We start from the raw sequence: 22,466 nt of genomic DNA, 5'->3' as shown, positions 1-22,466 counted from the left end.
TCCATTCAGGTGTATGGCTTAAGAAGCAATAGCCAGTAGGTTTTGAAAAGGATTTAACTTCTTTTGCCTCCAAGTCAAGTACAATGAAATTATCCTCTCAAGAAACATATTTCCCCGTTTCGATTGTGTAAAATATGAAACTTTTCGGTAAACAACGTAATGCCGAATCTGTCGCTCAGCATAGTTGTTTGTCAGTGGAATATTTTCTGGATCGTCCAAAAATTTCCACATCATCAGATCCGATTTCATGATATTTTTTGCTACTCGAGACGCTCCAATTGCCTCGGGTAAATTTGATATATTCTTTAAGTAATATCTCGTTCGCTTGCGTAATTTTCTTGCTCTTCTTATGAACCTTAATGTGTCTATTTCATCCTTTAACAGAGCTTTTTTCAATGCAAATAATTCAGTAGCAACATTCCTTAAATAATACCCCAAAACTTTCACTTCGCTATTCCAACTATGAGACAACCTTTCAAAATCTCTTGCTAAATGTGCCCAACAGACCTGCCTTTTCTTGCTGGAAAAGTAGTTGTAAGCTGCATATCTGTTGGTCACTACTAGGTTGTTATTCTTTCCAAATTTACTATTTTCCAGGACTTTCATCCCTCTTGACTCTGTCAATTTGATCACACTTCCTATTTTGCTCGCAAACATCCAGCACCAGCCCTGTTTACCTTTGTTGTAATGGCTAGTTTCATCGATATGTAAAATTTTGCTCTTGCTTACCTCTTCCTCAATTTGCTCATATGCTTCTTGGCATTTTTCTGCCACTCTAGCCTCGCTATTTGATACACTACCGACGCTGATATCCAGGTTGAAAATGTCCTTTATAATATTTGCCACTTCTTTTTTCGAATTCTTGTAAAATCCACTTAATGCTGCAATTACTGACTTAACTCTTGGACCAAATGTGTCCGCAGTTACTCCTTCTTGTAGCTTGCTACTTTTTCTTTTTCCACATCTTTTGCAACGTCCATGCTCTAGTTGATATTCAACTACATACGGCTTGATTTCCGGCAAATCGACCTTTTGATGAGTATACGGATCTTTTGATACCGCAATTTCTCCTCCGCACTCACACGTATTGGGCAGTTCTATTTTTACCATCTCATCTGCCTCCATTTTAGGGCGGTAACTGCCTTTATGTCCAACCTGTGCTCCTACTTTCCTGTCACTTTTTGGCTTATTTTCCCTCATCTTATATAATTCTTTGGAGCTTGGTATAGATGAATTTTTTGAATTTAAGCCAAGCCTTTCTTTTAACTCAGCGTTTTCGATCCTTAGCGCTTTATTTTCTGCTTTAAGCTCTTCTATTTTTGTTTCTAACTTTTCTATAGTCTGCTTAAACTTTCGCAAAATTCTAAAAGATCAACCATATTACCTCACAGCCACTCTAGTTTACCTTTTTAGCATTCCTTGTCTACTCTTTATTTTACCGCCCGGCTGAATGGATACTGCTTTAAGTCAGCAGACCTTGAGTTTTATGGCAATCTACACAGCCACTAGTTTTACATATGATATGTAATCTATTTATGCTAGTTGAGTTTTTTTTGGCTGAAACTTTGAAGAAACCCATTCAAGCAAACTATTAGGCATTTTAGCCATTTTTTCTGCTGTATCAGGAGATGGCATTCTCCACTCTCCTTCTTCTAATTCTTTATAATCTGTAAGTTTTGCATTCAATTCTTCAGAATTCAATTCACATGGTACTCTTTGATAACCAGCAGGGTAATTATTATCGCCTGGGTTTTTCCACTGAAAGTCGTATCGAATTTCATTAATACATTTTAATTTTTTATAATAAAAACTATCTATTTTATACTTATTATCTACTTTATGATAAAGATCTACTTCATGAGAATCTTCAGAAAGACGAAAATTATATAGCACGAAGTATTTAGGGGCCTGCTCCTTGCATGATAGTAGTAACTGTGGTAGATCTTAAAACCTCTTCCTTTCCTTCCTCACTAAAACCTTCAAATTTATCCTTTGGAACAGCAAAGTAAAATTCACCGTTGTGTTCTTTAATTCTATACTTTATAGTGATGGTAGCATTGTTTGCAGCAAAGCTGTCCTTATCTCTTGCAAATTTGTCATTAATAAACCTATAAGCAAGACATATGGCTGCGAATACGGCAATAATTCCTGCAATAAAAAACCCAGAATGTGCACAAGCTGCAGCAAATGCTAAAACAGCAAGTGCTAAAGCAAATTTCATTTCTGTTGAAAATAATCTATCTTTATTACCTATATCTATATTATGATATCTTGTATATAAAACTTTACTACTGGCCATAATAATCTCCTTTGAATATAAATAATTATATTGATCACAGGTATGAAAATCAAGAATGAAATTAATATTATTTTAATAAACAAACCTGTGCAGCCACTAGTTCTGCACGTGAACTGATCGAGTATTGGGCTGAAGCTTTAAAGAGATCCAATTAAGCAAATTATTAGGCGTTTTAGCCATTTCTTCTGCTGTATCAGGAGATGGTATGTAACACTTTCCTTTTTTTAGCTCTGTAAATTTTTCAATTTCTTCGTTTGAATATTTTTTAAGAGATTTAAAATTTTTAGGACTAAGAATGTACTCTGTTAATTGGCCTTCTGTACACTTTGGGTATTCTTTCAACGGTGAATTGTTTTTAAATTCCTCAAACCATTCTAATTCTTTGTAATAATAACTAACTGCTTTGTCATCTATTTTGTTATCTGCTTCATTATATGCTTTATGATAATTATATACTTTATGAAAATCTTTAGAAAAATGAAGGTGAAGTTTTTTGTAGTATGGATCAACTACTTCCCCATTAATAGTACGATGCCACTTATCAGCAATTATTGTGTTAAAATTCAAAACCTCTTCCTTTGCTTTCTCACTATAGCCTTTAAGTTCATTCTCTGAAAAAACAAGGTAATATTTACCGTTGTATTTTTTAAATTCAAACTCTATATAGGGTTTAGCACTAGATGTAACAAGTTTATCCTTATCTGCTGAAAATTTGTTATTAATCGAGATATGAGCAATACACATAAATGCAGATAGAGCAGTAACCAATGCAATTATAGCAGTAATTCCTACAGCAAAAGATGGAGAGTATATATAAGCATAAAAGGATACCAGAGCTATGGAGGATGCAAGAAGAGTTATTGCTAAAGAGCATGAATTCATTAAAGTGTGTGCATTATACTCACTTTTTTCGTATGAAATAGTATTATGTAGAATAATATTAGAGAAAGTAATATTAGGGAGCATGATAATTTCCTATTAATATAATTAATTTATTAAATTATATTAACTACAGATATAAAAGTCAAGGAATAATATTAATAAATTAGTATTATTTTAATAAGCAAACCTGTGCAGCCACTAGTTTTGCAACCGGTACTCTATAAGGTGAGCATGAGACGTAATCTATCCCTGATTTAATAAAAAATTCTATAGATTGTGGATCCGCTCCGTGTTCTCCACATATGCCAAGTTTTATGCCTTTACGAGTTTTTTTGCTTCTTTCAATGGCTGTTTTAACTAATTCTCCTACCCCCTCAATGTCCAATTTTTCAAATGGATCATCGCTAAATATATTATTTTCCTTGTAAGAATCGAGGAAATTCACTGAATCATCTCTTGAGAGTCCCATAGTTGTTTGTGTTAAATCATTAGTGCCAAAACTAAAGAATTCTACATATTTTGCTAACTTATCAGCAATAAGTGCAGCTCGCGGCAATTCTATCATTGTTCCAATTGAATAGTCTACATTTTTACCTTCAGCTTCTTTTTTAACTAGCTCGCATATCAGAGCAAGTTCTTTCTCATTCATTATGAATGGAATCATGATTTCAGGCTTAATTTCAACCTTCTTTTCTCTTTTAATTTCGTCTGCAGCGCATAATATTGCTCGAATCTGCATGCTGTATATTTCAGGATGAGAAATAGCAAGCCTGCAACCACGATGACCCAACATTGGATTTTTTTCTGATAGCTGCTCTATTTTATTTTTTACTGATTCAACTGGTTTTTTCAATGATTTAGCAATTTTTTCAATAGTGGCTTGATTACTCGGCAAAAACTCATGTAAAGGAGGATCAAGCAAACGTATAGTGACTTCAGTACCTTCCATAATGGAAAATATTTCTTTAAAATCAGATTTTTGCATTTCCTCCAATTTACTTAACGCATTTGCCCGCTCATTCTCGTCATCGGCAATTATTAATTTTTGAATAAATTCAATTCTATCACTGGCAAAAAACATATGCTCTGTGCGGCATAACCCTATTCCCTCTGCTCCAAATTCTCTTGCAATCTTTGCATCTTTTGGAGTATCAGCATTTGCTCTTACACCAATAGTTTTTATTTCATCTATCCAGTTGAGTATTGTCCTAAATTCAGGTGATAATTCAGGTGAAGTGGTTGGAAGAATGCCAAGCATCACCTCTCCTGTTCCTCCGTTAATAGTAAGTGGCTTCTCTTTATTTATTCTTATATCCCCTATAGAGAGGTAACTTTCATTTTTATCAATACAAAGTCCGCTCACACTGCAAATGCAAGGTTTACCCATTCCTCTTGTCACAACCGCAGCATGTGAGGTCATTCCTCCCCTTGCTGTTATGATTCCACTTGCAGCATTCATTCCATTAATATCTTCAGGACTCGTTTCTGATCTTACTAAAATAACTTTTTTACCTTGTTCTGCAGCTTTCTCAGCTTCACTTGCACTAAACACTACATATCCAGATGCCACACCTGGAGAGGCGGGTAGCCCTTTCCCTATGACTTTCTGATCGCTTTTTACGTCAAGAACTGGGTGCAGAAGACTATCAAAAGTCTTCGGGTCTATTCGCAATATTCCTTCTTCTTTTGTAATCACTCCCTCATTTACCATATCAACTATTATGCGAACAGTTGCCTCGGCTGTACGCTTGCCAGATCTAGTTTGTAAGATCCATAATTTGCCATCTTGTACGGTAAATTCTATATCCTGCATATCCTTATAGTGCCTTTCAAGCTTATCACATACACTTTTCAGCTCTTGATAGACACTTGGCATCAATTTTTCCATGGTATTCTCTTTTTCTCCATCAATTGGTGTTGGGGTGTAAACACCAGAAACTACATCTTCACCCTGAGCATTGATTAAAAACTCACCAAAGCACTTTTTTTCTCCAGTTGAAGGATTTCGCGTAAATATCACACCAGTTGCAGAATTGTTATTCAGATTACCAAAAACCATCGCTTGCACGTTAACTGCAGTACCAAGATCTTCAGGAATATTATGTATTTTTCTATAAGAAACAGCTCTATCATTTTTCCAAGAAGCAAACACTGCATTAACCGAATTCAATAATTGATCTTCCACGCTCTGAGGAAAGTGTTTTCCGGTTTTATCGTGCACTATATGCTTAAAATCATTAACTATCTGTTTTAAAACATTAATCTCAAGCTCAGCTAAGCTTTTAGCCCCATTGTTTTGTTGTTCACTATCAATAACGTCTTGAAATAAGTGATGATCAAGCTGCAATACAACATTGGAATACATCATAATGAAGCGGCAATAGCTATCGTAAGCAAAGCGCTCTCCGCTTTTTTTTGCTAATCCAACAACCGTCTCATCGTTTAGACCAACATTTAGAATTGTATCGAGCATTCCCGGCATTGAATTTACGCTGCCAGAGCGTATAGAAACTAATAAAGGGTTATTTGTGTCTCCAAATTTGCAACTGATATCACTTTCAAGCATCGCCATGTAGTTTTTAATTTTACTACATATGTCATTCCAGCGCGTGACGCTGGAATCCACATCTTTATCTTTCTTCTGGATTCCAGTATCAGTTACTCGGATGACAGATGACCCTACGTGAGGCTCATTATCTTGATAATAGATTTTACAAACATCAGTAGAAATCGTGAAACCAGGTGGAACGGGAATGCCGATATTGCACATCTCTGCTAAATTTGCTCCCTTTCCCCCTAGCAGATTTTTCATCTCTGCATTACCTTCGCAATTATTTTTACTGAAGTAATATATTTCCATCATTTTCTCCTTTTTACTGGTAAATGCGTTATACATAGTAAGATTTATGAAGCTATAAAATTATAAAATTTAGCAGCTTGACTGGCAATAGAAAAAATATCAACGTTATTACGGAGAAATTACAACTTTAACGCTACCATCATGCGGCAACATACTTTTAAAGACCAGTTATTTCCATTTAAAGGGCAGTTATTTCCGTTTTGGAAATAACTGATTTTCATATAATTTCCCATAATTCTATTAAAAAATCGACGAAAGTTAAGAATATTAGATGAAATTTACATATTAGTAATGATATTTTTAATAAGAGGTAGAATGGATAGCTACACTTATGAAATTAACAAAAGTATTTTAATAATAAAGCTTTTTTGTAAGTTTGATAATTGTGGAGCTGAGTGACACAACTGTATAAAAAAGTGGAAAAGATCATAAAAAGCTTAAGAATTTAATAATTAAAGAAATCTATTATATTTTTTACATATAAATTGATAAAAGAAGTTTGATAGCCAAATTTCTTTTTCTGGTTTATAATTTAGAAATTTGTCTTTAATAAGTAATGAGAGCTTTAATATCGGTATATGATAAAACCAATGTAGTTAACCTTGCAGAATTTCTTGTGGAGCAACAAGTAGAAATTCTTTCAACAGGAAAGACTTATAAGGTACTATCTGATGCAGGAATAAAAACTCAGGAAATTTCAGATTACACGAAGTTTCCAGAGATATTGGGTGGAAGAGTGAAAACTTTACATCCCAAAATTCATGGCGGAATACTTGGTGATCGAGAGAAACATAAAGCAGAAATGAAGAATTTAGATATTGAGCCGATAGATTTACTTATCACTAATCTGTATCCGTTTTGGGAAACGGTAAGTAGTAATGCAAGTGAAGAGCAGATAATAGAACAAATAGATATCGGCGGGGTGGCGCTCATCAGAGCTGCAGCGAAAAATTTTCGTTTTACTTCAGTGATTTCGAGCATTGAAGATTATGAAACATTAAAAGCTGAGATGATAAAAAATAATAATAAGACAACATTGGAATATAGGAAGTATCTGGCAACTAAGGCATTTGCACTTACTGCACATTATGATTCTAATATTTATAGTTGGTTTTTATCTCAAAGCAAAAATGACGAACTTCCAGAGTTTTTTACTCTTTATGGTAATAAAGTACAGGAATTAAGATATGGAGAAAATCCTCATCAAAAGGCTGCTTTTTATAGCAATGAGTACAGTAAATATCCACTAGAAAAAGTACATGGGAAAGAATTAAGTTATAACAATATAGTAGATATAGAATCTGCACTTAACATAATTGATGAATTTGAAGAGCCAGCAGCAGTAATTATCAAGCACAATAACCCGTGCGGGGCTGCAATTGGTAATAACGTTTTTGAAGCATATCAAAAAGCTTTATCGTGTGATGAAATAAGCAGTTTTGGTGGCATAGTGGCTTTTAATCAGGAAATAGACTTGAAGCTTGCAAAAAAGTTAAATGAGATTTTTTTAGAAGTAATAGTAGCGCCTTCAGTAAGCGATGAGGTGCTAAAAGTCCTGCAAGAAAAGAAAAATTTAAGAGTAGTCATTCGTAAATCTTTTCAGGGAAATGCAAAATACCAAATCAAGAATGTGATAGGTGGTTTTTTAGTGCAGGAAAGTAATGACTCCAAAATAACAACGAAGGAGATACAGCAAGTAACAGAGTGTGCTGCAACAGAAAAAGAGGAAAAAGATCTTATTTTTGCTTGGAAAGTGTGCAAACATGTGAAATCCAATGCTATAGTTATAGCAAAGGATGGATGTGCTGTTGGCATCGGTGCCGGGCAAACAAGCAGAATAGATAGTGTAAATATTGCAGTAAGAAAAGCAGGTGAAAAATGTAAAGGTGCAGTGCTTGCGTCGGATGCATTTTTTCCATTTTCAGATAGCATAACAGAGAGTGCAAAACATGGGATCACAGCAATTATTCAACCGGGTGGCTCACTGAGAGATCAAGATGTAATAAAAACTGCAAATGAGAGTAAAATTTCTATGTTTTTCACTGGTGTTCGCAATTTTTTTCATTAGGATTTATTAGACTTCTTTCGAAACTCAATTTTTAACAATATTCAATACTTTTGAAGTATCCATTCAGGTGTATGGCTTAAGAAGCAATAGCCAGTAGGTTTTGAAAAGGATTTAACTTCTTTTGCCTCCAAGTCAAGTACAATGAAATTATCCTCTCAAGAAACATATTTCCCCGTTTCGATTGTGTAAAATATGAAACTTTTCGGTAAACAACGTAATGCCGAATCTGTCGCTCAGCATAGTTGTTTGTCAGTGGAATATTTTCTGGATCGTCCAAAAATTTCCACATCATCAGATCCGATTTCATGATATTTTTTGCTACTCGAGACGCTCCAATTGCCTCGGGTAAATTTGATATATTCTTTAAGTAATATCTCGTTCGCTTGCGTAATTTTCTTGCTCTTCTTATGAACCTTAATGTGTCTATTTCATCCTTTAACAGAGCTTTTTTCAATGCAAATAATTCAGTAGCAACATTCCTTAAATAATACCCCAAAACTTTCACTTCGCTATTCCAACTATGAGACAACCTTTCAAAATCTCTTGCTAAATGTGCCCAACAGACCTGCCTTTTCTTGCTGGAAAAGTAGTTGTAAGCTGCATATCTGTCGGTCACTACTAGGTTGTTATTCTTTCCAAATTTACTATTTTCCAGGACTTTCATCCCTCTTGACTCTGTCAATTTGATCACACTTCCTATTTTGCTCGCAAACATCCATCACCAGCCCTGTTTACCTTTGTTGTAATGGCTAGTTTCATCGATATGTAAAATTTTGCTCTTGCTTACCTCTTCCTCAATTTGCTCATATGCTTCTTGGCATTTTTCTGCCACTCTAGCCTCGCTATTTGATACACTACCGACGCTGATATCCAGGTTGAAAATGTCCTTTATAATATTTGCCACTTCTTTTTTCGAATTCTTGTAAAATCCACTTAATGCTGTAATTACTGACTTAACTCTTGGACCAAATGTGTCCGCAGTTACTCCTTCTTGTAGCTTGCTACTTTTTCTTTTTCCACATCTTTTGCAACGTCCATGCTCTAGTTAATATTCAACTACATACGGCTTGATTTCCGGCAAATCGACCTTTTGATGAGTATACGGATCTTTTGATACCGCAATTTCTCCTCCGCACTCACACGTATTGGGCAGTTCTATTTTTACCATCTCATCTGCCTCCATTTTAGGGCGGTAACTGCCTTTATGTCCAACCTGTGCTCCTACTTTCCTGTCACTTTTTGGCTTATTTTCCCTCATCTTATATAATTCTTTGGAGCTTGGTATAGATGAATTTTTTGAATTTAAGCCAAGCCTTTCTTTTAACTCAGCGTTTTCGATATAAACAGGCATTTAACCGACAAAGGAAAAATATGCCAGTCAAAATGAAAGTCAGTAACTGCTACGAATATAACAAATTTCTCCAAGAAAGAGGAAATATTTTTTATTACGTCAACGATGCCATAGAAAATTGGTACGAAAAAAGTCCCAAAATGGCCGGTAGCAACAATATTTATAGTGATAAAGTCGTAATTCTAATTCACATAATAACTTATTTGTTTAGAATAGGCCTAAGACAAACGGTGGGGTTTATAGCGGGATACCTTGAGCAAATAGGAAAAAATTTGCAAGTTATCAGCTATTCCCAGGCTTCCAGAAGATTCAAAAAGCTTAACTTAAAAATTAATGATCGAAGACATGATAAAAACAGTATGGAAAATATTGAGATCGCCATAGATAGCACTGGAATAAGCATCTACAATAATATTCCAGGCCATAGTAAGGCAAACGGTACAGATAGAAAGTACCGTGGCTATAAGCAAACAAGAAAATTGCATGTAATGCTGGAGATAGGTAGCAAAAAAGTCATAGCTGCAAAATACAGTAGTGGAGTTTATTCTGACCACTATGGAGCCTGTGATCTTATTGCAAGGGCTAATGCTAAATACAATATAAGCACACTATATGCAGACAGAGCATATAATCGAAAGAAGTTATACAAATTGTGCAATGAGCTTGGCATAAAGACAAAAATTCCTCTGCAAAACAATGCAGTGGAGCATCCAAAGCTGGATTATATGGCTGAGAGAAATTCTACAATCAAGCTCATAAAGTCATATGGTGAAGATGGTATGAAGAAGTGGAAAAAAGAGATAAATTATGGGAAGAGATCTTATATAGAAAGTTTTTTCTCGCGACTGAAGCAAACATTTGGGTTTAGTTTTAGGAACAAATCTGAGATTAACCGTAAGAAAGAAATGCTACTCAAGTGTTATTTGCTGAACAAATTTACTGAAATAGGCATGGCTAAATTTGAGATAGCTTCATGAATTTATTATGCATTGCCTCCTATCCAAAGAGCGATGCAACAAAGCCATCCCAGTGTCAAGCACTGGGATGACAAAGGGGGAGCACTGGGATGACACACTCCTGCCGGGGGAAATACAGTGTTCGTATAGTAATGATATTCTTTTTACTGACCCAAGTGTCAGCTACTCGGATGACAAAGGGGGAGCTACTCGGATGACACCGTTTTGTGGGTAAATGGCCTAAAACGCAACGTTCGTACAGTTATACATTGAGCGCAGGCATCCAGAGATTTGGATGCCATAAGTTCGTTAGTATTAAAACTCCCAGCTAAGTGGAGTATTCACATCACCTGAGGCGTCAAAAGATGATTGTAACATCTTTGTTGCAACGGCTTGTTGGAAATCTTCATCAACTTTTAATTCGTCAGAGTTAGCAGCTGATCCAGGAGCTCCTGCAGGTCCAACTGGCCCCTGTAGGCCCTTTGCACCTAAGAAATCTTTTGCCAATAATTTACCGCTAGAAGGGCCATATAGTTTATGGTCAGGGTCTGTAATTTGGTCAAGAGCTGTTCCTAATGTGTCCACTAAAATAAATTTGTCACCATCTTTTGCACCAAGCACTTTCCCTGCAAAAGTTTTGTCAACATTGTCACCACTAATTTGAGCAAATGCTTTATCTGCACCGTCTACAGTGTACACTTTTTTAGCTTTATCAGCGTTAGTTGTTAATTGACCTATTAAAGTATCTATATCTTTTATAGGTGTTGAAGTACCACTAACATCATAACTTAATACATCTGCTTTCTTAGCAAATGCACCGTCTGTTTCTGTTTTAGTGTAAACTGCATCAGTATTATTAGTTTTAGTGTACACTTTGTTTGTGAATTCAGGAGCGCCGATTATTGCATCTACCACGCCTGCTTCTGCTACTGCCCCTGCAAGAGCTGGTGTGCTAGCTGTAGAACCATCTGCTTTAAACAAGCTTTCCATAGCTTTACCTAAGCCTTCTACTTTGTACTTTATTGCATTGCCCGTTTTAGGTGCATATCCTAATTCAAGCTCTCCTCCAGATATATCTAAAGTATATTTATTTCCTGTTTTATCTTCCAAAGTTATGATTTTCACCTTGGTAAAATCTGTTGATGCAGTACCTGTAGTTTCTTCAAATGTTAAACCAACCGCCATATTAACCCTCCATGTGTTGTAAAAACTACATGATGCATGAAAACTGTTTCATTTTTGTTAATTATTAATACGAAGTAGAAAAGGTTAATTTTACTTTTCATATTAAGCAATTCTTAATTAACTGGCATTAAAGTAGCTACTTTGAATTGAGGGAGTGGTAATGATTAGTAAAATGATTAGTAAAAAAACTTTAGCAATAACGGCAATGGCTTTGCTGTTGTCACAACAATCTTCTGCAGATGGATGGTACATTGGCGGTGGATATCATAATCAAATTCATAACAGCACAAGTGCATTGAAAGTTAAAATTGGAACTGCCGATGCTACAGCTGCTAATAAAGTATCTATAAATGATAGAGATGCCAGTAACACAAAAGGTCAGCTGATAGATAAGTACAAGGGAGATTATAATCCACCTTTTGCTGCAAATGTAGCAATTGGTTACGCTGGAGAACTTAATGACCATAGCTATAAAGCTGAGCTGGAAGGAATGTATTCTTCTATAAAAGTGGATAATATTGGTCTGGCAAGTAGCCAAATGACTGTATCGTATATAAAAGACCCTGGACAAGGAGGCACGAAAAATTATGGAGTGATAGTAAATCATGATCAAATTGAAAATGCATCTTTAATGGCAAATGTCTATCATCACTGGAAGAGTGATCGCTTCTCTTTTTCTCCTTACATTGGAATTGGAGGCGGTATGACAAGAATGAAAATGTTTGAACAAACGTCATGGAAACCTGCGTACCAAGTGAAAGCTGGTCTTGATTATAAAATAACTGATGATACAAATGTACACATTGGATATAGACATTTTGGTGCTATTGGTACTGATATAAAACTTAAAGCCGGCGAAATAACAAATGGACAAAAAAGTGCAGAAATAAGTACAACAAACACCCAAGACATAACCATAAGCAACAAGTTATTTGCTACACATAGTGTAGAACTTGGTCTTACTGTTAATTTTGCTAGCCAATAAAAAATGCATAATTGCCCCAGTGCTCTGCACTGGGCTCCTCTTGCATAATGAAATAGCCTACAAGATATTGTAAACATCTTAATCTTCTTAGTATTGGCAAATTAACAAAATTTGAGCAACCTTTATAATTTCTATATAATCTTAAAAATTCAATTAAGAATATCATGAAGATAATAATAGGTAATGCTAGTAGAGAATTAGTGATTAGCGAGGAACTGTCTCCTTGTAATATATCAAAATTTGCTGATGGTGAGCTAAATGTGGAGGTAGAAAGTAATTTATATAATCAAGAAGTATACATAGTACAGTCCATTTCTCCACCTGTGAATGATAATCTTATGGAGCTTCTCCTAATGATTGATGCAGTAAAAAGAGCGGATGCTAAAAAAATAACTGCAGTCATTCCTTATTATGGATATAGCAGACAAGATAGAATTATTAAAAATAATAATATGCAGTCAGCTTTGAGTGCCCAATTGGTTGCAAATCTTATTCAAACTGCAGGTGCAAACAGCATTGCAGCTTTTGATCTGCATTCAACTCAAATTGAGGGGTTTTTTAATGTACCAGTAGTTAATCTAAGTTGTTTTGAAGTGTTTGCCCAGTCTATCAAAAAAGAAGATTTAGCAGTTGTTGCACCAGATGTTGGAGCAATTGGCAGAGCGCGTGCTTTTGCAAAAGTCTTAGAAGCAAAACATAACGTAGAATTAAATGATAAAATTGTTGTGGTTGATAAATATAGGGAAAAGGCTGGTATATCACAAGTAATGAACATAATAGGAGAGGTTGCAGGTAAAAATTGTGTCATTGTTGATGATATAGTAGATTCTGGCGGAACGCTCTGTAATGCGGCACTTGCTATAAAAAATCAAGGAGCAAAATCTGTCACTGCTTGCATCACACATGGTGTGCTTTCGGGAAATGCAATTGAGAAGATTTCTTCTTCTGTACTAGATAAATTAATAGTTACAGATACTGTGCTTCACAAATTTGAAAAAATTGATAAAATAGAAGTTGTTTCAATTGCAGATATTTTAATGAGTTTCATATTAAAGACTCAAGGAGATAAGAGTGCCTAAATCAACAGAAGATACCATTACCTCACTGATAGAGTTTTCAAACAAGAGAAAGGTGACAATTACTAGAGAAGAAATGCTTAAGATTGCGCATCTTGTCAGGATTAAGTTATCAGATGATGAGATAAAACACTACTCTAGGGAGTTAACCATGCTTGATTGGATACATGATATCTTATTATCAGTTAACACTGATGGCGTTTCTCCTATACGTTACGGTACTATCGATAAGGATGTTCATGTACGTGATGACGTTGTAAACTCTCGGAATATCAAAGAGGAAATACTCTCCAATACAAGGTCTGAGCATGGGTATTTTGTAGTGCCAAAAGCCATAAATGACTAAACAATATATTATTGATATAGGAAAATAACTGGTAGATGTTACATAATAGTTTAGATGAATTTCTAAAATCTATTTCAAGAAACAAGAGTATAATGTGCCTTGATATGGGAGAAAAGCGGATAGGTATAGCATTTAGTGACAGAACCCAGCTCATAGCAACAGCTCACAGCATATATTATAGAAAAAATATGAGCAAAGATTTAGGCTATCTGTATAGAATTTTCAAGGAGAATGAATCTTGCGCAATTGTAGTAGGATTACCATATGGAATAGATGAAAAAAAAAGTGAATGGTGTGAAATGATTATTCAATTTGCAAATAAAATAATCAAAAGATATAAAATAGACATATATTTGCAGGACGAGAGCTTATCAACAGCTATTGCGACAAATACACTAAAAGTTACTGGAGTATCAATCACAAAGTCAAAAAAAATAGATGATAAAATTGCAGCATGTATTATTTTACAGCGAGTATTGGATAAAATGAATGAAATTCGAGTGAAAGGATGAGCAATACAAGAAAAATATTGTGTGCGTACCAAAGGGATTAAAGTTATTCTAGATTATTTGTGAAAGATGTTTTTGTTAAAACCAACAAATTTTTCTTCTGTTGCTAAGAGGGCATTACCTTGGCTTGAAGCTATCTGTTTTGCATGTTTTCTTATCGGAATGTTCTTAGCTTTATTTTTTTCCCCAGAGGATTATAAACAAGGAGAAATTGTACGCATTATGTATCTACATGTGCCTTCAGCGTGGCTTTCCTTAGGAATATATGGATTAATTGCATCTTTAAGTTTTATTTCATTGGTGTGGAATAATAGCATTGCCAGTGTTTTAGCTCACGCAGCCGCTCCCGCTGGAATGATTTTTTCTGCAATATGTTTGATTACTGGCAGTATCTGGGGGAAAGGCACTTGGGGCACTTGGTGGGTGTGGGATGCAAGACTTACCTCAATGTTAATCCTGTTTTTTCTATATATGGGATATCTCGCATTATGGAGTGCCTTTGATAGTGAGGCAAGAGCTGAAAAATCAGCGTCAGTATTTGCTATTTTTAGTGCTATAAACATTCCAATAGTAAAATTTTCTGTGAATTTGTGGTCTACTCTGCATCAACCAGCTAGCATCATGAGAAAAGGTGGAGTAGCAATCGAAGGTTCTCTTTTGCTACCGCTAATCGTTATGTTCATATTTTGCGCCACATTTTTTTTAGTAGTGTGGATACTGTACTCACTTTACTTGATGAATTTATATAAGATCAAAAGAGAGATTAGTATGAGGTATTAGCAGCTGTAAGCTTATGTAATGGATAAACTTTCCAAATCAAACTTTTGTTTTGGATAAAGTGTAAACATAATACTTTCACGCTCAAAATATATATTTTTAGGGTTGCTTATTTGTTTTTTCACCACTTGTTGATCTACAGCCCATATAAAAGTTGCGTAATCTTCAGTTACTGAATGTATTTTTAAATCACGGGTGTTAATGAATAGCTTTCCATTTACCCATATTTTCCACGTATCAGGTGAAAGGTATAAAATCGAATCGAGGCTAACTACCTTACAATCGAAGTCATCTAGTATTTCTTCTACTACTACTCTTGAAGATCGCAAATTAAATTGCTCCATTTCGTGGATCATCCTATTAATTGGTTCCTCATCAAAAAAAATGCTTTTTATATCACTATATTCTGGTGAAGCTTCAAAATCGATGGCCTCTTTCATTACAGAATCTTGATCTTTATCATTTGACTTTGAACCATTGATAAAAAAACATTCTTCTGCACGAATCTTTGCCACATCAATCAAATCATCAATTTCTTGTCTTGCAATACTTTCAAAATACTTTTTTTCTATAATCATTCCATCATGAGAATGATGGCATACCATTTCATCATCACCCTGCTTTTCTATATATACACATAGATTTTCACTATTTAATCCTAATATTTTGTGTTCAATGGAGTTGCCATCATTGATAAACCGTGTGCAAGAATACTTTTTACACGTTTCTATACTTTCTGCAATATCTTCACAATCGCAATACGTGTTGAAGTTGAAACATAGCAGTATCAAAATAAAAAGCAGCTTTATATTCATTTTATCTGCTTAATAAAATGTACCAGTCAAAAACCATATTAGCCCCCACTACCTCTACCATATCACCACTTAAAACTTGATCTACAATTGTAGAGTCAATATTTTTTATCTTATTCAAAATAAGAGACTTAATCATAACATAACCAGGCAAACTTGGAATAGATTGTAAAAAGAAAAAAATATGTTTATCGCTTATCGAGCTAAAATTTAAAGTAACTTCGCTTTTTATTACTTCTGCCTGTTCACTTTTATATGGAATATCAACTTCTTGAGGTACAGAGATTGATATTTCTGGTTCTAATATAAAATACTTCTTATATAACTTATTAAGTTCAAAATTTAAATTTGTAATATATCTACTGCTATGTAAATTTGCAGAAGAAATTTTTTGCCACAAATCTAAGTTTTTATTGAGGATAACTTCTTTCTTTTGAATTTCGACAATTTGTGAATTAATGGAGCGTATTTTATTGGCAGTGCTTTGGTTTTTACTATAGATCTTGCCGTTATATATTACGATATACGTTAGCAGTCCTATTAACACAACAGATAGTAATAAATATAATATAAATTGTATTGTAGCCTTTCTTTTTAGTTGAGAAATAGCCATGGATTTACATTACCTCTCCTATTTTAACATCAACCAAGACACTTCGTTCTATAGAGTCAGGCAAGCTAGAAATATCAGTGTTATAGGTGCGAAAATTACTATTTAAATTCTTTCGTAGCTTTTCATACTGGCTAGTAAGATTTTTGCCTGGCTGCAAATGAAATCTTAAAACTGTGCTAATAGAATTTTTTAGCTCGTTGTAATGCCATTTAAAAGACTGAAGTTCCGCACCTGGTACTTTTAATTTTTCCACGTATCTGACTTGCGTAAGAGGAGAATACTCTATTTTTGATAAAATATTGTTCATATTAATAAAATCATAAATTTCATCTATTTTTTTTACATTATAATCTTGGCTGAGCTTTACTAATTGATTATTTAAGGTCTTCTCTTTCGCTGATAAATTATCAGAAACATTGAAATTTGAACGCAAATTTAATAAAGATAGAATATTGATTACAACCAATATCAGAGCGAAATATAAAAAAGCTCGAGGAGAATTCAAAGAAAAGGAATTGTATAGATAGAATTCTCTTGTCTCTTTCGTATTAAAGATGGCTATTGGTTTATTTTTTAAACTATGAAATAAAATAACGGTGTCGCAGAATTTGTCTTTCTGACTTATAGCTAGCTCTAATCCTAGTAATTTTCCCAGTTCGTATGGAGTGAGTATATCTACACTACTTTCTGAAAAATTTATAACTGATAAACTAGCCTTTATTTCTTCTGATACAATCATACAAAGGTCAACATGGTCATTCTTTTTAAAACCAAATTTAGCTAAAGATTTAATGGTATTTTGTACTTCTTGGTATATTCCTCCCGCAATAATTCCTGGCAAAACATCGTTAGTAAAAGGCACTAAGCGTGTAAGCACCATTCTGTTGTCTTTTAAGACCACTTGTCTATAGCCTCCTGTTTTAGTTGCAGCAACTATGATCTTCCAATATTTTAAATTTTTATGTAAAATCTTTTTTACTGTACTACTCACTTCAATAGGAAACATTAATATTCCCTTGAAGTTAGAGCCTACTTCAATAAACATATCTAACCAATATTCTATTAAGTGCTTTACCTTTGATGACACGCAAATATAATGCCAATACTTGCTGGATTTGTTTGGCTTCTCTATTAATAGAGCTGAGTTTATATCGTAATCATCAGCAAAATGCTCCATTTTCGCTTTTACTGATAGATATGCGCTAACTCTACTTACATCAGGAATAGACTGTGAGGTATAATTTTGGTCTGTATGGTTAAGAATCAAGTATAAAGGTGCTTTTTTATCAGATAGAAGACATGATCTTAATTCAGAAACTATTTTGTCATTTTTGCTCTTAGCAAAGTACCTTTTACTTAAGGTATCATTCTTAAAGCATAGTAATATTATACCTTCTTCCCCAATAGAAAGCATAAATTTGCTTTTAGGCTTTGAAACAAACATAAAGCATACACTCATTTAAGGATTAAAAAGGTAATTTATTGAAATTCAATAAACAACAGAGGAAAAATTTAACAACCTACCACTTTATAGGTACAGTTGTACATATATGAAAATGTTCATATATGGAGTGAGAAGTCTACTGACCAGGTTTCAAAATTTTTAATAATTCTGTGCTATTAATTATACATAAATTCCCGTTAAAAGAGAATAAAGCATGATTTCTAAAAATTTAGAGGCTAGTTTAAATAGAGCGTTACTGATAGCGTCTAATTTTAATCTTAAATATGCAAAAGTAGAACACTTACTATTAGCATTAACTAAAGATGCGGATGTAAATTATGTTCTCTCGAGATGTAATATTAGCCCTGAGGAAATCATAAATATAGATAACGTTCTATCAAAATGTGATATTAAGATTAGCGATTATAATATAAAAGTCTTATTGCAGGACAACTCTAAATTAGCTGCCCATGAAGTGAAGCCTAGTTCACTATTTCGATGCATAATACATAGGGCAATAATACGAGCTCATAGTTTAGAAAAGAGAGAGATAAGTGGAGCGAACGTTCTAGTGGAAATTTTGTCTGAACGAGACTTATACATAGAAGATCTGTTGCAAAAGCAAAGTGCAAGAGACCCTGACCTCATTTACCACATATCCAACATGAAATATGTAGATAGTGTTGATGAATATACCACTAATTATAAAGTGAAATCTGATAAAAATAATGATCCTTCCGTAAATAAGAGTGAGTTATTAAAAGATGATGAAGTTTTACAAACTTACTGTAAAAATTTAAATGATTCTGCAAGGAGCAAGAAAATAGACTACGTGATTGGCCGTGATTACGAACTGGATCGTACAATAGAAATATTATCAAGGCGCAGAAAAAATAATCCTCTTTATGTTGGAGATCCAGGTGTTGGTAAAACAACCATAGTTGAAGGATTAGTCCTTAAAATCATCGAGGGTAACGTTCCAAATTTGCTAAGGTCCAGTATAATTTATGCTTTAGATCTTGGATCGCTCCTTGCAGGAACGCGTTATCGAGGTGATTTTGAAGAGAGAATAAAATCTATCATCAAAGCAATTGAAGCAAAACCAGGAGCTATTTTATTTATTGATGAAATACATACTATAATTGGTGCTGGCTCAACAAGTGGTAGCTTTCTTGATGCAGGAAACTTGCTCAAGCCTGCACTTGCAAGAGGTACATTGCGTTGCATAGGTGCAACAACATACAAAGAATATAGTACTAGTTTTGAAAAGGACAAAGCGCTGGCACGAAGGTTTCAAAAAATTAATATCAGAGAATCATCTGTTAGTGAAACAGTGAAGATACTAAATGGTATAAAACATTATTACGAGAGCTACCATGGAGTGTATTACACAGCAAATGCTATCCGATCAGCAGCCGAGCTTTCATATAAATATATTACTGGGCGAATATTACCAGACAAAGCAGTTGATGTCCTTGATGAGGCAGGAGCATATTGTAAGCTGCTGAGAAACAGAGGCAAAGTTGTGAATAGTCGTGATATTAAAAGTACCATTACTCGTATCACAAACGTACCTTGCGGCTCTGAATACAAGGATTTTCAAAAGGTGAAATCTTTAAAAGAAAATCTTAAAAAAGTTATTTTTGGTCAAGAAGAAGCTATAGAATCTCTAGTAAACTCTATCAAAATTGCTAAATCGGGGTTGAGAAACTACAACAAGCCATTAGCCAGCTACCTTTTTGCGGGGCCAACTGGTGTGGGTAAAACGGAACTTGCAAAACAATTGGCAGAGAACATGGGTATGCACCTTATACGCTTTGATATGTCCGAGTACATGGAACCTCACACAGTCTCGAGAATGATTGGCTCTCCTCCCGGATATGCTGGCTATGATCAAGGTGGGTTGCTCACAGAAGCTGTATCCAATAATCAGTATAGCGTTGTGCTGCTTGATGAAATCGAGAAGGCACATAGTGATATTTACAATATACTACTGCAAATCATGGATTATGGCTGCGTTACAGACACTTACGGACGCAAGATTAATTTTTCTAATGTGATTTTAATCATGACAACCAATGCAGGAGCATTTGAGCGTAGCAAAAGCTCTATTGGCTTTGGATATAAAGACTTTAACATCGGTGATAGCGAGAAAGCACTAGAGCAGGTTTTTAGCCCTGAATTTCGTAACCGCCTTGATGCAACTATTTCGTTTGTTGATTTAAATGAAGATACCATTCTCCATGTAGTTGATAAATTCATTGCTGAGCTGAAAAATCAGCTTACACAAAAGGGCATATCTTGTTCAGTCGATGAAGGGGTAAAGCTTTATCTCGCTAAAATGGGTTATAGTAAAGAAATGGGAGCACGTCCAATAGAAAGACTAATTGAAAAAGAAATAAAGGGTTATCTGGCAGATGAGATACTCAATTGCAGATTAGTAAAAGGAAAAATCCTGAATATTTTCATGAATAAAAAGGAAAATAAAATCGAGTTTGTAGGCTCTGTGAACAAAATTTGCCATGAGAAAATAAAGTAGAGAAAAAATAGCAGAAACAAGGGAAAGGCGGTAGTTTACTATAATTGACACAAAAGAAAGCTACCATGGAATATCATATTAACACTTCCACCTTACTCTCCAAGTGTTCCTTGATTAAAATTTCTAAAATCTGCACTATATTTAACGCTGCACCTTTACGTAGGTTATCAGCTACTATCCACATATTTAATCCATATTGAACAGTATCATCTTTTCTAATGCGTGACACATACACGGCATCTTCTTGTACAACATCAATTTGAGTTGTATACTCACGTCCATTGTGCATTAAAATCCCTTTATCTTCAGCGTTACTTAATATTTCACGAGCTTGTTCTACAGTTATTTGTTGATCAAATTCTACATTAACTGCTATTGCATGACCAATAAAAACAGGCACTCTTACACAAGTTGCAGTTACTCTTACATCTTTCCCCAAGATTTTTTTCGTTTCTTCTTGTATTTTCCATTCCTCTTTTGTAGAGCCGTTTTCCATGAATTCCCCTATTTGAGGAATGCAATTAAATGCTATTTGTTTAGGAAATAATTCAGGATTTGTAGTTTCATTCATGAACATTTTTTTTGTCTGGTTATAGAGTTCATCCATTGCTGCTTTACCGGCACCGGAGGTTGATTGATAAGTCGAAGTGACTACTCTTTTTATCTTTGCTTTTTGATTTAATAAATGCAGCACTAGGAGCATCTGTATTGTTGTGCAATTTGGATTGGATATGATGTTATGGTTTTTATATTCTGCAATTCTTTCCTTATTAATCTCTGGAATAATCAGTGGCACACCTTCTTTCATTCTAAAATAAGAAGTGTTATCTATCACAATGCACCCAGCTTTTGTTGCAATTGGTACATACTTTTCGGAAACATTAGATCCAGCACAGAAGATAGCTATATTAATTTCAGCAAAATCGTAATTTTCAAGGCATAAAACAGTTAAGTTTTTATCACCAAAACTTAATTTTCTTCCTTCTGATTTTTTTGATGCAAGTGCAACGACATAACCTATTTGAAAGTCAGAAAGTATACTCAATACTTCACGTCCTACTCTTCCTGTTGCACCGATAACAGCTATTTTACGTATCATATAAATAAAACCCCTAAGTATTTAAATTATATTATATTTTTATTAAAAAAATTTACAATTTCTTAATATTTTTACTCTAAAATTAACCATAAATTAATAATCATTATGTAATATTAATAATATTACATAATGACATAAGAGATGGAAAAAGAGCATGACAAAAACAATGTTGGATCTTCATTTCCACAACCTGCAAAAATCAACGAGTCAAAAGCCCAAAACCCTACCTCAAATACGGGTGAAAAGCTTGATAAAACAAGGATTAAACCTTTACCTGCACAAATCAATGAATCAAAAGCTCAAAACACTGCTTCAAATGTGAGTAAAAAGCATGATGCAGCCAAGGTTGCACCTTTATTTCCAAAAACCACAAGGAAAGTAAATCCTATATTTGATGATATAAAGTATGGTGGCACAGAAATGAAAGTAAAGCAAGTAAATCCTCCTGCCGTAACAATAATTGAATGGCTTCTTTCAAAAATTTTCACGCCTAAAAGTAAGCTTAAAAAAAGTAGCGCTACAAAGGTAGAAGATACTGGTAAACATCCTTAATATACTTTTCTGTTGATTGGGATTCTCAAGCTAGTTTAAAGAAATCTTCTGGTTTTTCGTGCAGTATTGTTTAGCTTTCTTTAAACTACACCAATTCTCCTACGACTTGGTGT

18 protein-coding genes and 2 pseudogenes are annotated in these 22,466 nt (G+C 34.3%); 9 read left to right on the top strand and 11 right to left on the bottom strand.

The window, feature by feature from the left end; all coding sequences use genetic code 11:
- Nucleotides 1-18: 18 nt before the first annotated feature.
- The 5 genes and pseudogenes from tnpC (HF197_RS06245) to ppdK all read right to left on the bottom strand — a co-directional run bounded on the left by tnpC (HF197_RS06245) (nucleotide 19) and on the right by ppdK (nucleotide 6,044).
- A pseudogene (tnpC, locus tag HF197_RS06245) lies at nucleotides 19-1,379 on the bottom strand (IS66 family transposase).
- A gap of 154 nt (nucleotides 1,380-1,533) precedes the next feature.
- Nucleotides 1,534-1,893 carry a hypothetical protein gene (locus HF197_RS06240; protein ID WP_168464677.1) on the bottom strand — a complete coding sequence of 120 codons (360 nt, stop codon included), beginning with the start codon at nucleotides 1,891-1,893 and terminating at the stop codon, nucleotides 1,534-1,536.
- 7 nt (nucleotides 1,894-1,900) lie between these two features.
- On the bottom strand, nucleotides 1,901-2,299 hold the full coding sequence (locus HF197_RS06235; protein ID WP_168464676.1) for a hypothetical protein: 399 nt from the start codon (nucleotides 2,297-2,299) through the stop codon (nucleotides 1,901-1,903).
- A 96-nt stretch (nucleotides 2,300-2,395) separates the two neighbouring features.
- Nucleotides 2,396-3,265, bottom strand: coding sequence for a hypothetical protein (locus HF197_RS06230; RefSeq protein ID WP_168464675.1), 870 nt, complete (start codon nucleotides 3,263-3,265; stop codon nucleotides 2,396-2,398).
- An 85-nt stretch (nucleotides 3,266-3,350) separates the two neighbouring features.
- Nucleotides 3,351-6,044 carry a pyruvate, phosphate dikinase gene (gene ppdK, locus HF197_RS06225; RefSeq protein ID WP_246168487.1) on the bottom strand — a complete coding sequence of 898 codons (2,694 nt, stop codon included), beginning with the start codon at nucleotides 6,042-6,044 and terminating at the stop codon, nucleotides 3,351-3,353.
- Between the two features lie 553 nt (nucleotides 6,045-6,597).
- Between ppdK and purH the strand changes: the two genes are divergently transcribed.
- The gene (purH, locus tag HF197_RS06220; RefSeq protein ID WP_168464673.1) at nucleotides 6,598-8,109 is read left to right on the top strand and encodes a bifunctional phosphoribosylaminoimidazolecarboxamide formyltransferase/IMP cyclohydrolase; all 1,512 of its coding nucleotides are present in this window, start codon (nucleotides 6,598-6,600) and stop codon (nucleotides 8,107-8,109) included.
- Nucleotides 8,110-8,185: 76 nt separating this feature from the next.
- Here the strand turns inward: purH and tnpC (HF197_RS06215) are convergent.
- Nucleotides 8,186-9,448, bottom strand: a pseudogene (gene tnpC, locus HF197_RS06215) (IS66 family transposase); the annotation flags it as partial.
- A gap of 32 nt (nucleotides 9,449-9,480) precedes the next feature.
- Here tnpC (HF197_RS06215) and HF197_RS06210 point away from each other — a divergent pair.
- Entirely contained in the window at nucleotides 9,481-10,437 is a 957-nt protein-coding gene (locus HF197_RS06210; protein WP_168464672.1) for an IS5 family transposase, read from the top strand.
- A gap of 294 nt (nucleotides 10,438-10,731) precedes the next feature.
- Here the strand turns inward: HF197_RS06210 and HF197_RS06205 are convergent, their stop codons facing one another.
- A complete protein-coding gene (locus HF197_RS06205) occupies nucleotides 10,732-11,601 on the bottom strand; it encodes a hypothetical protein (protein ID WP_168464671.1) in 870 nt (289 codons plus the stop codon).
- Between the two features lie 160 nt (nucleotides 11,602-11,761).
- Here HF197_RS06205 and HF197_RS06200 point away from each other — a divergent pair, with 160 nt between their 5' ends.
- The 5 genes from HF197_RS06200 (at nucleotide 11,762) to ccmC (ending at nucleotide 15,297) form a co-directional block, all read left to right on the top strand.
- Nucleotides 11,762-12,586 (top strand): P44/Msp2 family outer membrane protein, encoded by an 825-nt coding sequence (locus HF197_RS06200; RefSeq protein ID WP_369800008.1) that lies wholly within the window; start codon nucleotides 11,762-11,764, stop codon nucleotides 12,584-12,586.
- Nucleotides 12,587-12,750: 164 nt separating this feature from the next.
- A complete protein-coding gene (locus HF197_RS06195; protein WP_168464670.1) occupies nucleotides 12,751-13,665 on the top strand; it encodes a ribose-phosphate diphosphokinase in 915 nt (304 codons plus the stop codon).
- A complete protein-coding gene (gene gatC / locus HF197_RS06190; protein ID WP_168464669.1) occupies nucleotides 13,658-14,008 on the top strand; it encodes an Asp-tRNA(Asn)/Glu-tRNA(Gln) amidotransferase subunit GatC in 351 nt (116 codons plus the stop codon). The genes HF197_RS06195 and gatC overlap by 8 nt, the downstream gene beginning before the upstream one ends.
- Before the next feature lie 35 nt (nucleotides 14,009-14,043).
- Entirely contained in the window at nucleotides 14,044-14,520 is a 477-nt protein-coding gene (ruvX, locus tag HF197_RS06185; RefSeq protein ID WP_168464668.1) for a Holliday junction resolvase RuvX, read from the top strand.
- Nucleotides 14,521-14,586: 66 nt separating this feature from the next.
- Nucleotides 14,587-15,297, top strand: a complete 711-nt coding sequence (ccmC, locus tag HF197_RS06180; protein WP_168464667.1) for a heme ABC transporter permease CcmC — start codon at nucleotides 14,587-14,589, stop codon at nucleotides 15,295-15,297.
- Between the two features lie 11 nt (nucleotides 15,298-15,308).
- On the opposite strand, the gene HF197_RS06175 is transcribed toward ccmC, so the two are convergent.
- From HF197_RS06175 to HF197_RS06165, 3 genes are read right to left on the bottom strand one after another with little or no spacing between them, the layout of a single operon-like run.
- Complete coding sequence (locus HF197_RS06175) at nucleotides 15,309-16,109, bottom strand: hypothetical protein (protein WP_168464666.1); 801 nt, start codon at nucleotides 16,107-16,109, stop codon at nucleotides 15,309-15,311.
- A 1-nt stretch (nucleotide 16,110) separates the two neighbouring features.
- The gene (locus tag HF197_RS06170) at nucleotides 16,111-16,719 is read right to left on the bottom strand and encodes a hypothetical protein (RefSeq protein WP_168464665.1); all 609 of its coding nucleotides are present in this window, start codon (nucleotides 16,717-16,719) and stop codon (nucleotides 16,111-16,113) included.
- A 4-nt stretch (nucleotides 16,720-16,723) separates the two neighbouring features.
- On the bottom strand, nucleotides 16,724-18,163 hold the full coding sequence (locus HF197_RS06165; RefSeq protein WP_174855542.1) for a hypothetical protein: 1,440 nt from the start codon (nucleotides 18,161-18,163) through the stop codon (nucleotides 16,724-16,726).
- A gap of 214 nt (nucleotides 18,164-18,377) precedes the next feature.
- On the opposite strand from HF197_RS06165, the gene HF197_RS06160 reads away from it, so the two are divergent.
- Nucleotides 18,378-20,702 (top strand): AAA family ATPase, encoded by a 2,325-nt coding sequence (locus tag HF197_RS06160; protein WP_168464663.1) that lies wholly within the window; start codon nucleotides 18,378-18,380, stop codon nucleotides 20,700-20,702.
- Between the two features lie 73 nt (nucleotides 20,703-20,775).
- Here HF197_RS06160 and HF197_RS06155 read toward each other — a convergent pair whose 3' ends face one another.
- The gene (locus HF197_RS06155) at nucleotides 20,776-21,801 is read right to left on the bottom strand and encodes an aspartate-semialdehyde dehydrogenase (protein ID WP_168464662.1); all 1,026 of its coding nucleotides are present in this window, start codon (nucleotides 21,799-21,801) and stop codon (nucleotides 20,776-20,778) included.
- Between the two features lie 141 nt (nucleotides 21,802-21,942).
- On the opposite strand from HF197_RS06155, the gene HF197_RS06150 reads away from it, so the two are divergent.
- On the top strand, nucleotides 21,943-22,353 hold the full coding sequence (locus tag HF197_RS06150; RefSeq protein ID WP_168464661.1) for a hypothetical protein: 411 nt from the start codon (nucleotides 21,943-21,945) through the stop codon (nucleotides 22,351-22,353).
- The last annotated feature ends 113 nt before the right edge of the window (nucleotides 22,354-22,466 follow it).

This window comes from Wolbachia endosymbiont of Ctenocephalides felis wCfeT (assembly GCF_012277295.1).
GTDB lineage: Bacteria > Pseudomonadota > Alphaproteobacteria > Rickettsiales > Anaplasmataceae > Wolbachia.
This window is presented reverse-complemented; position numbering and strand designations above follow the sequence as displayed.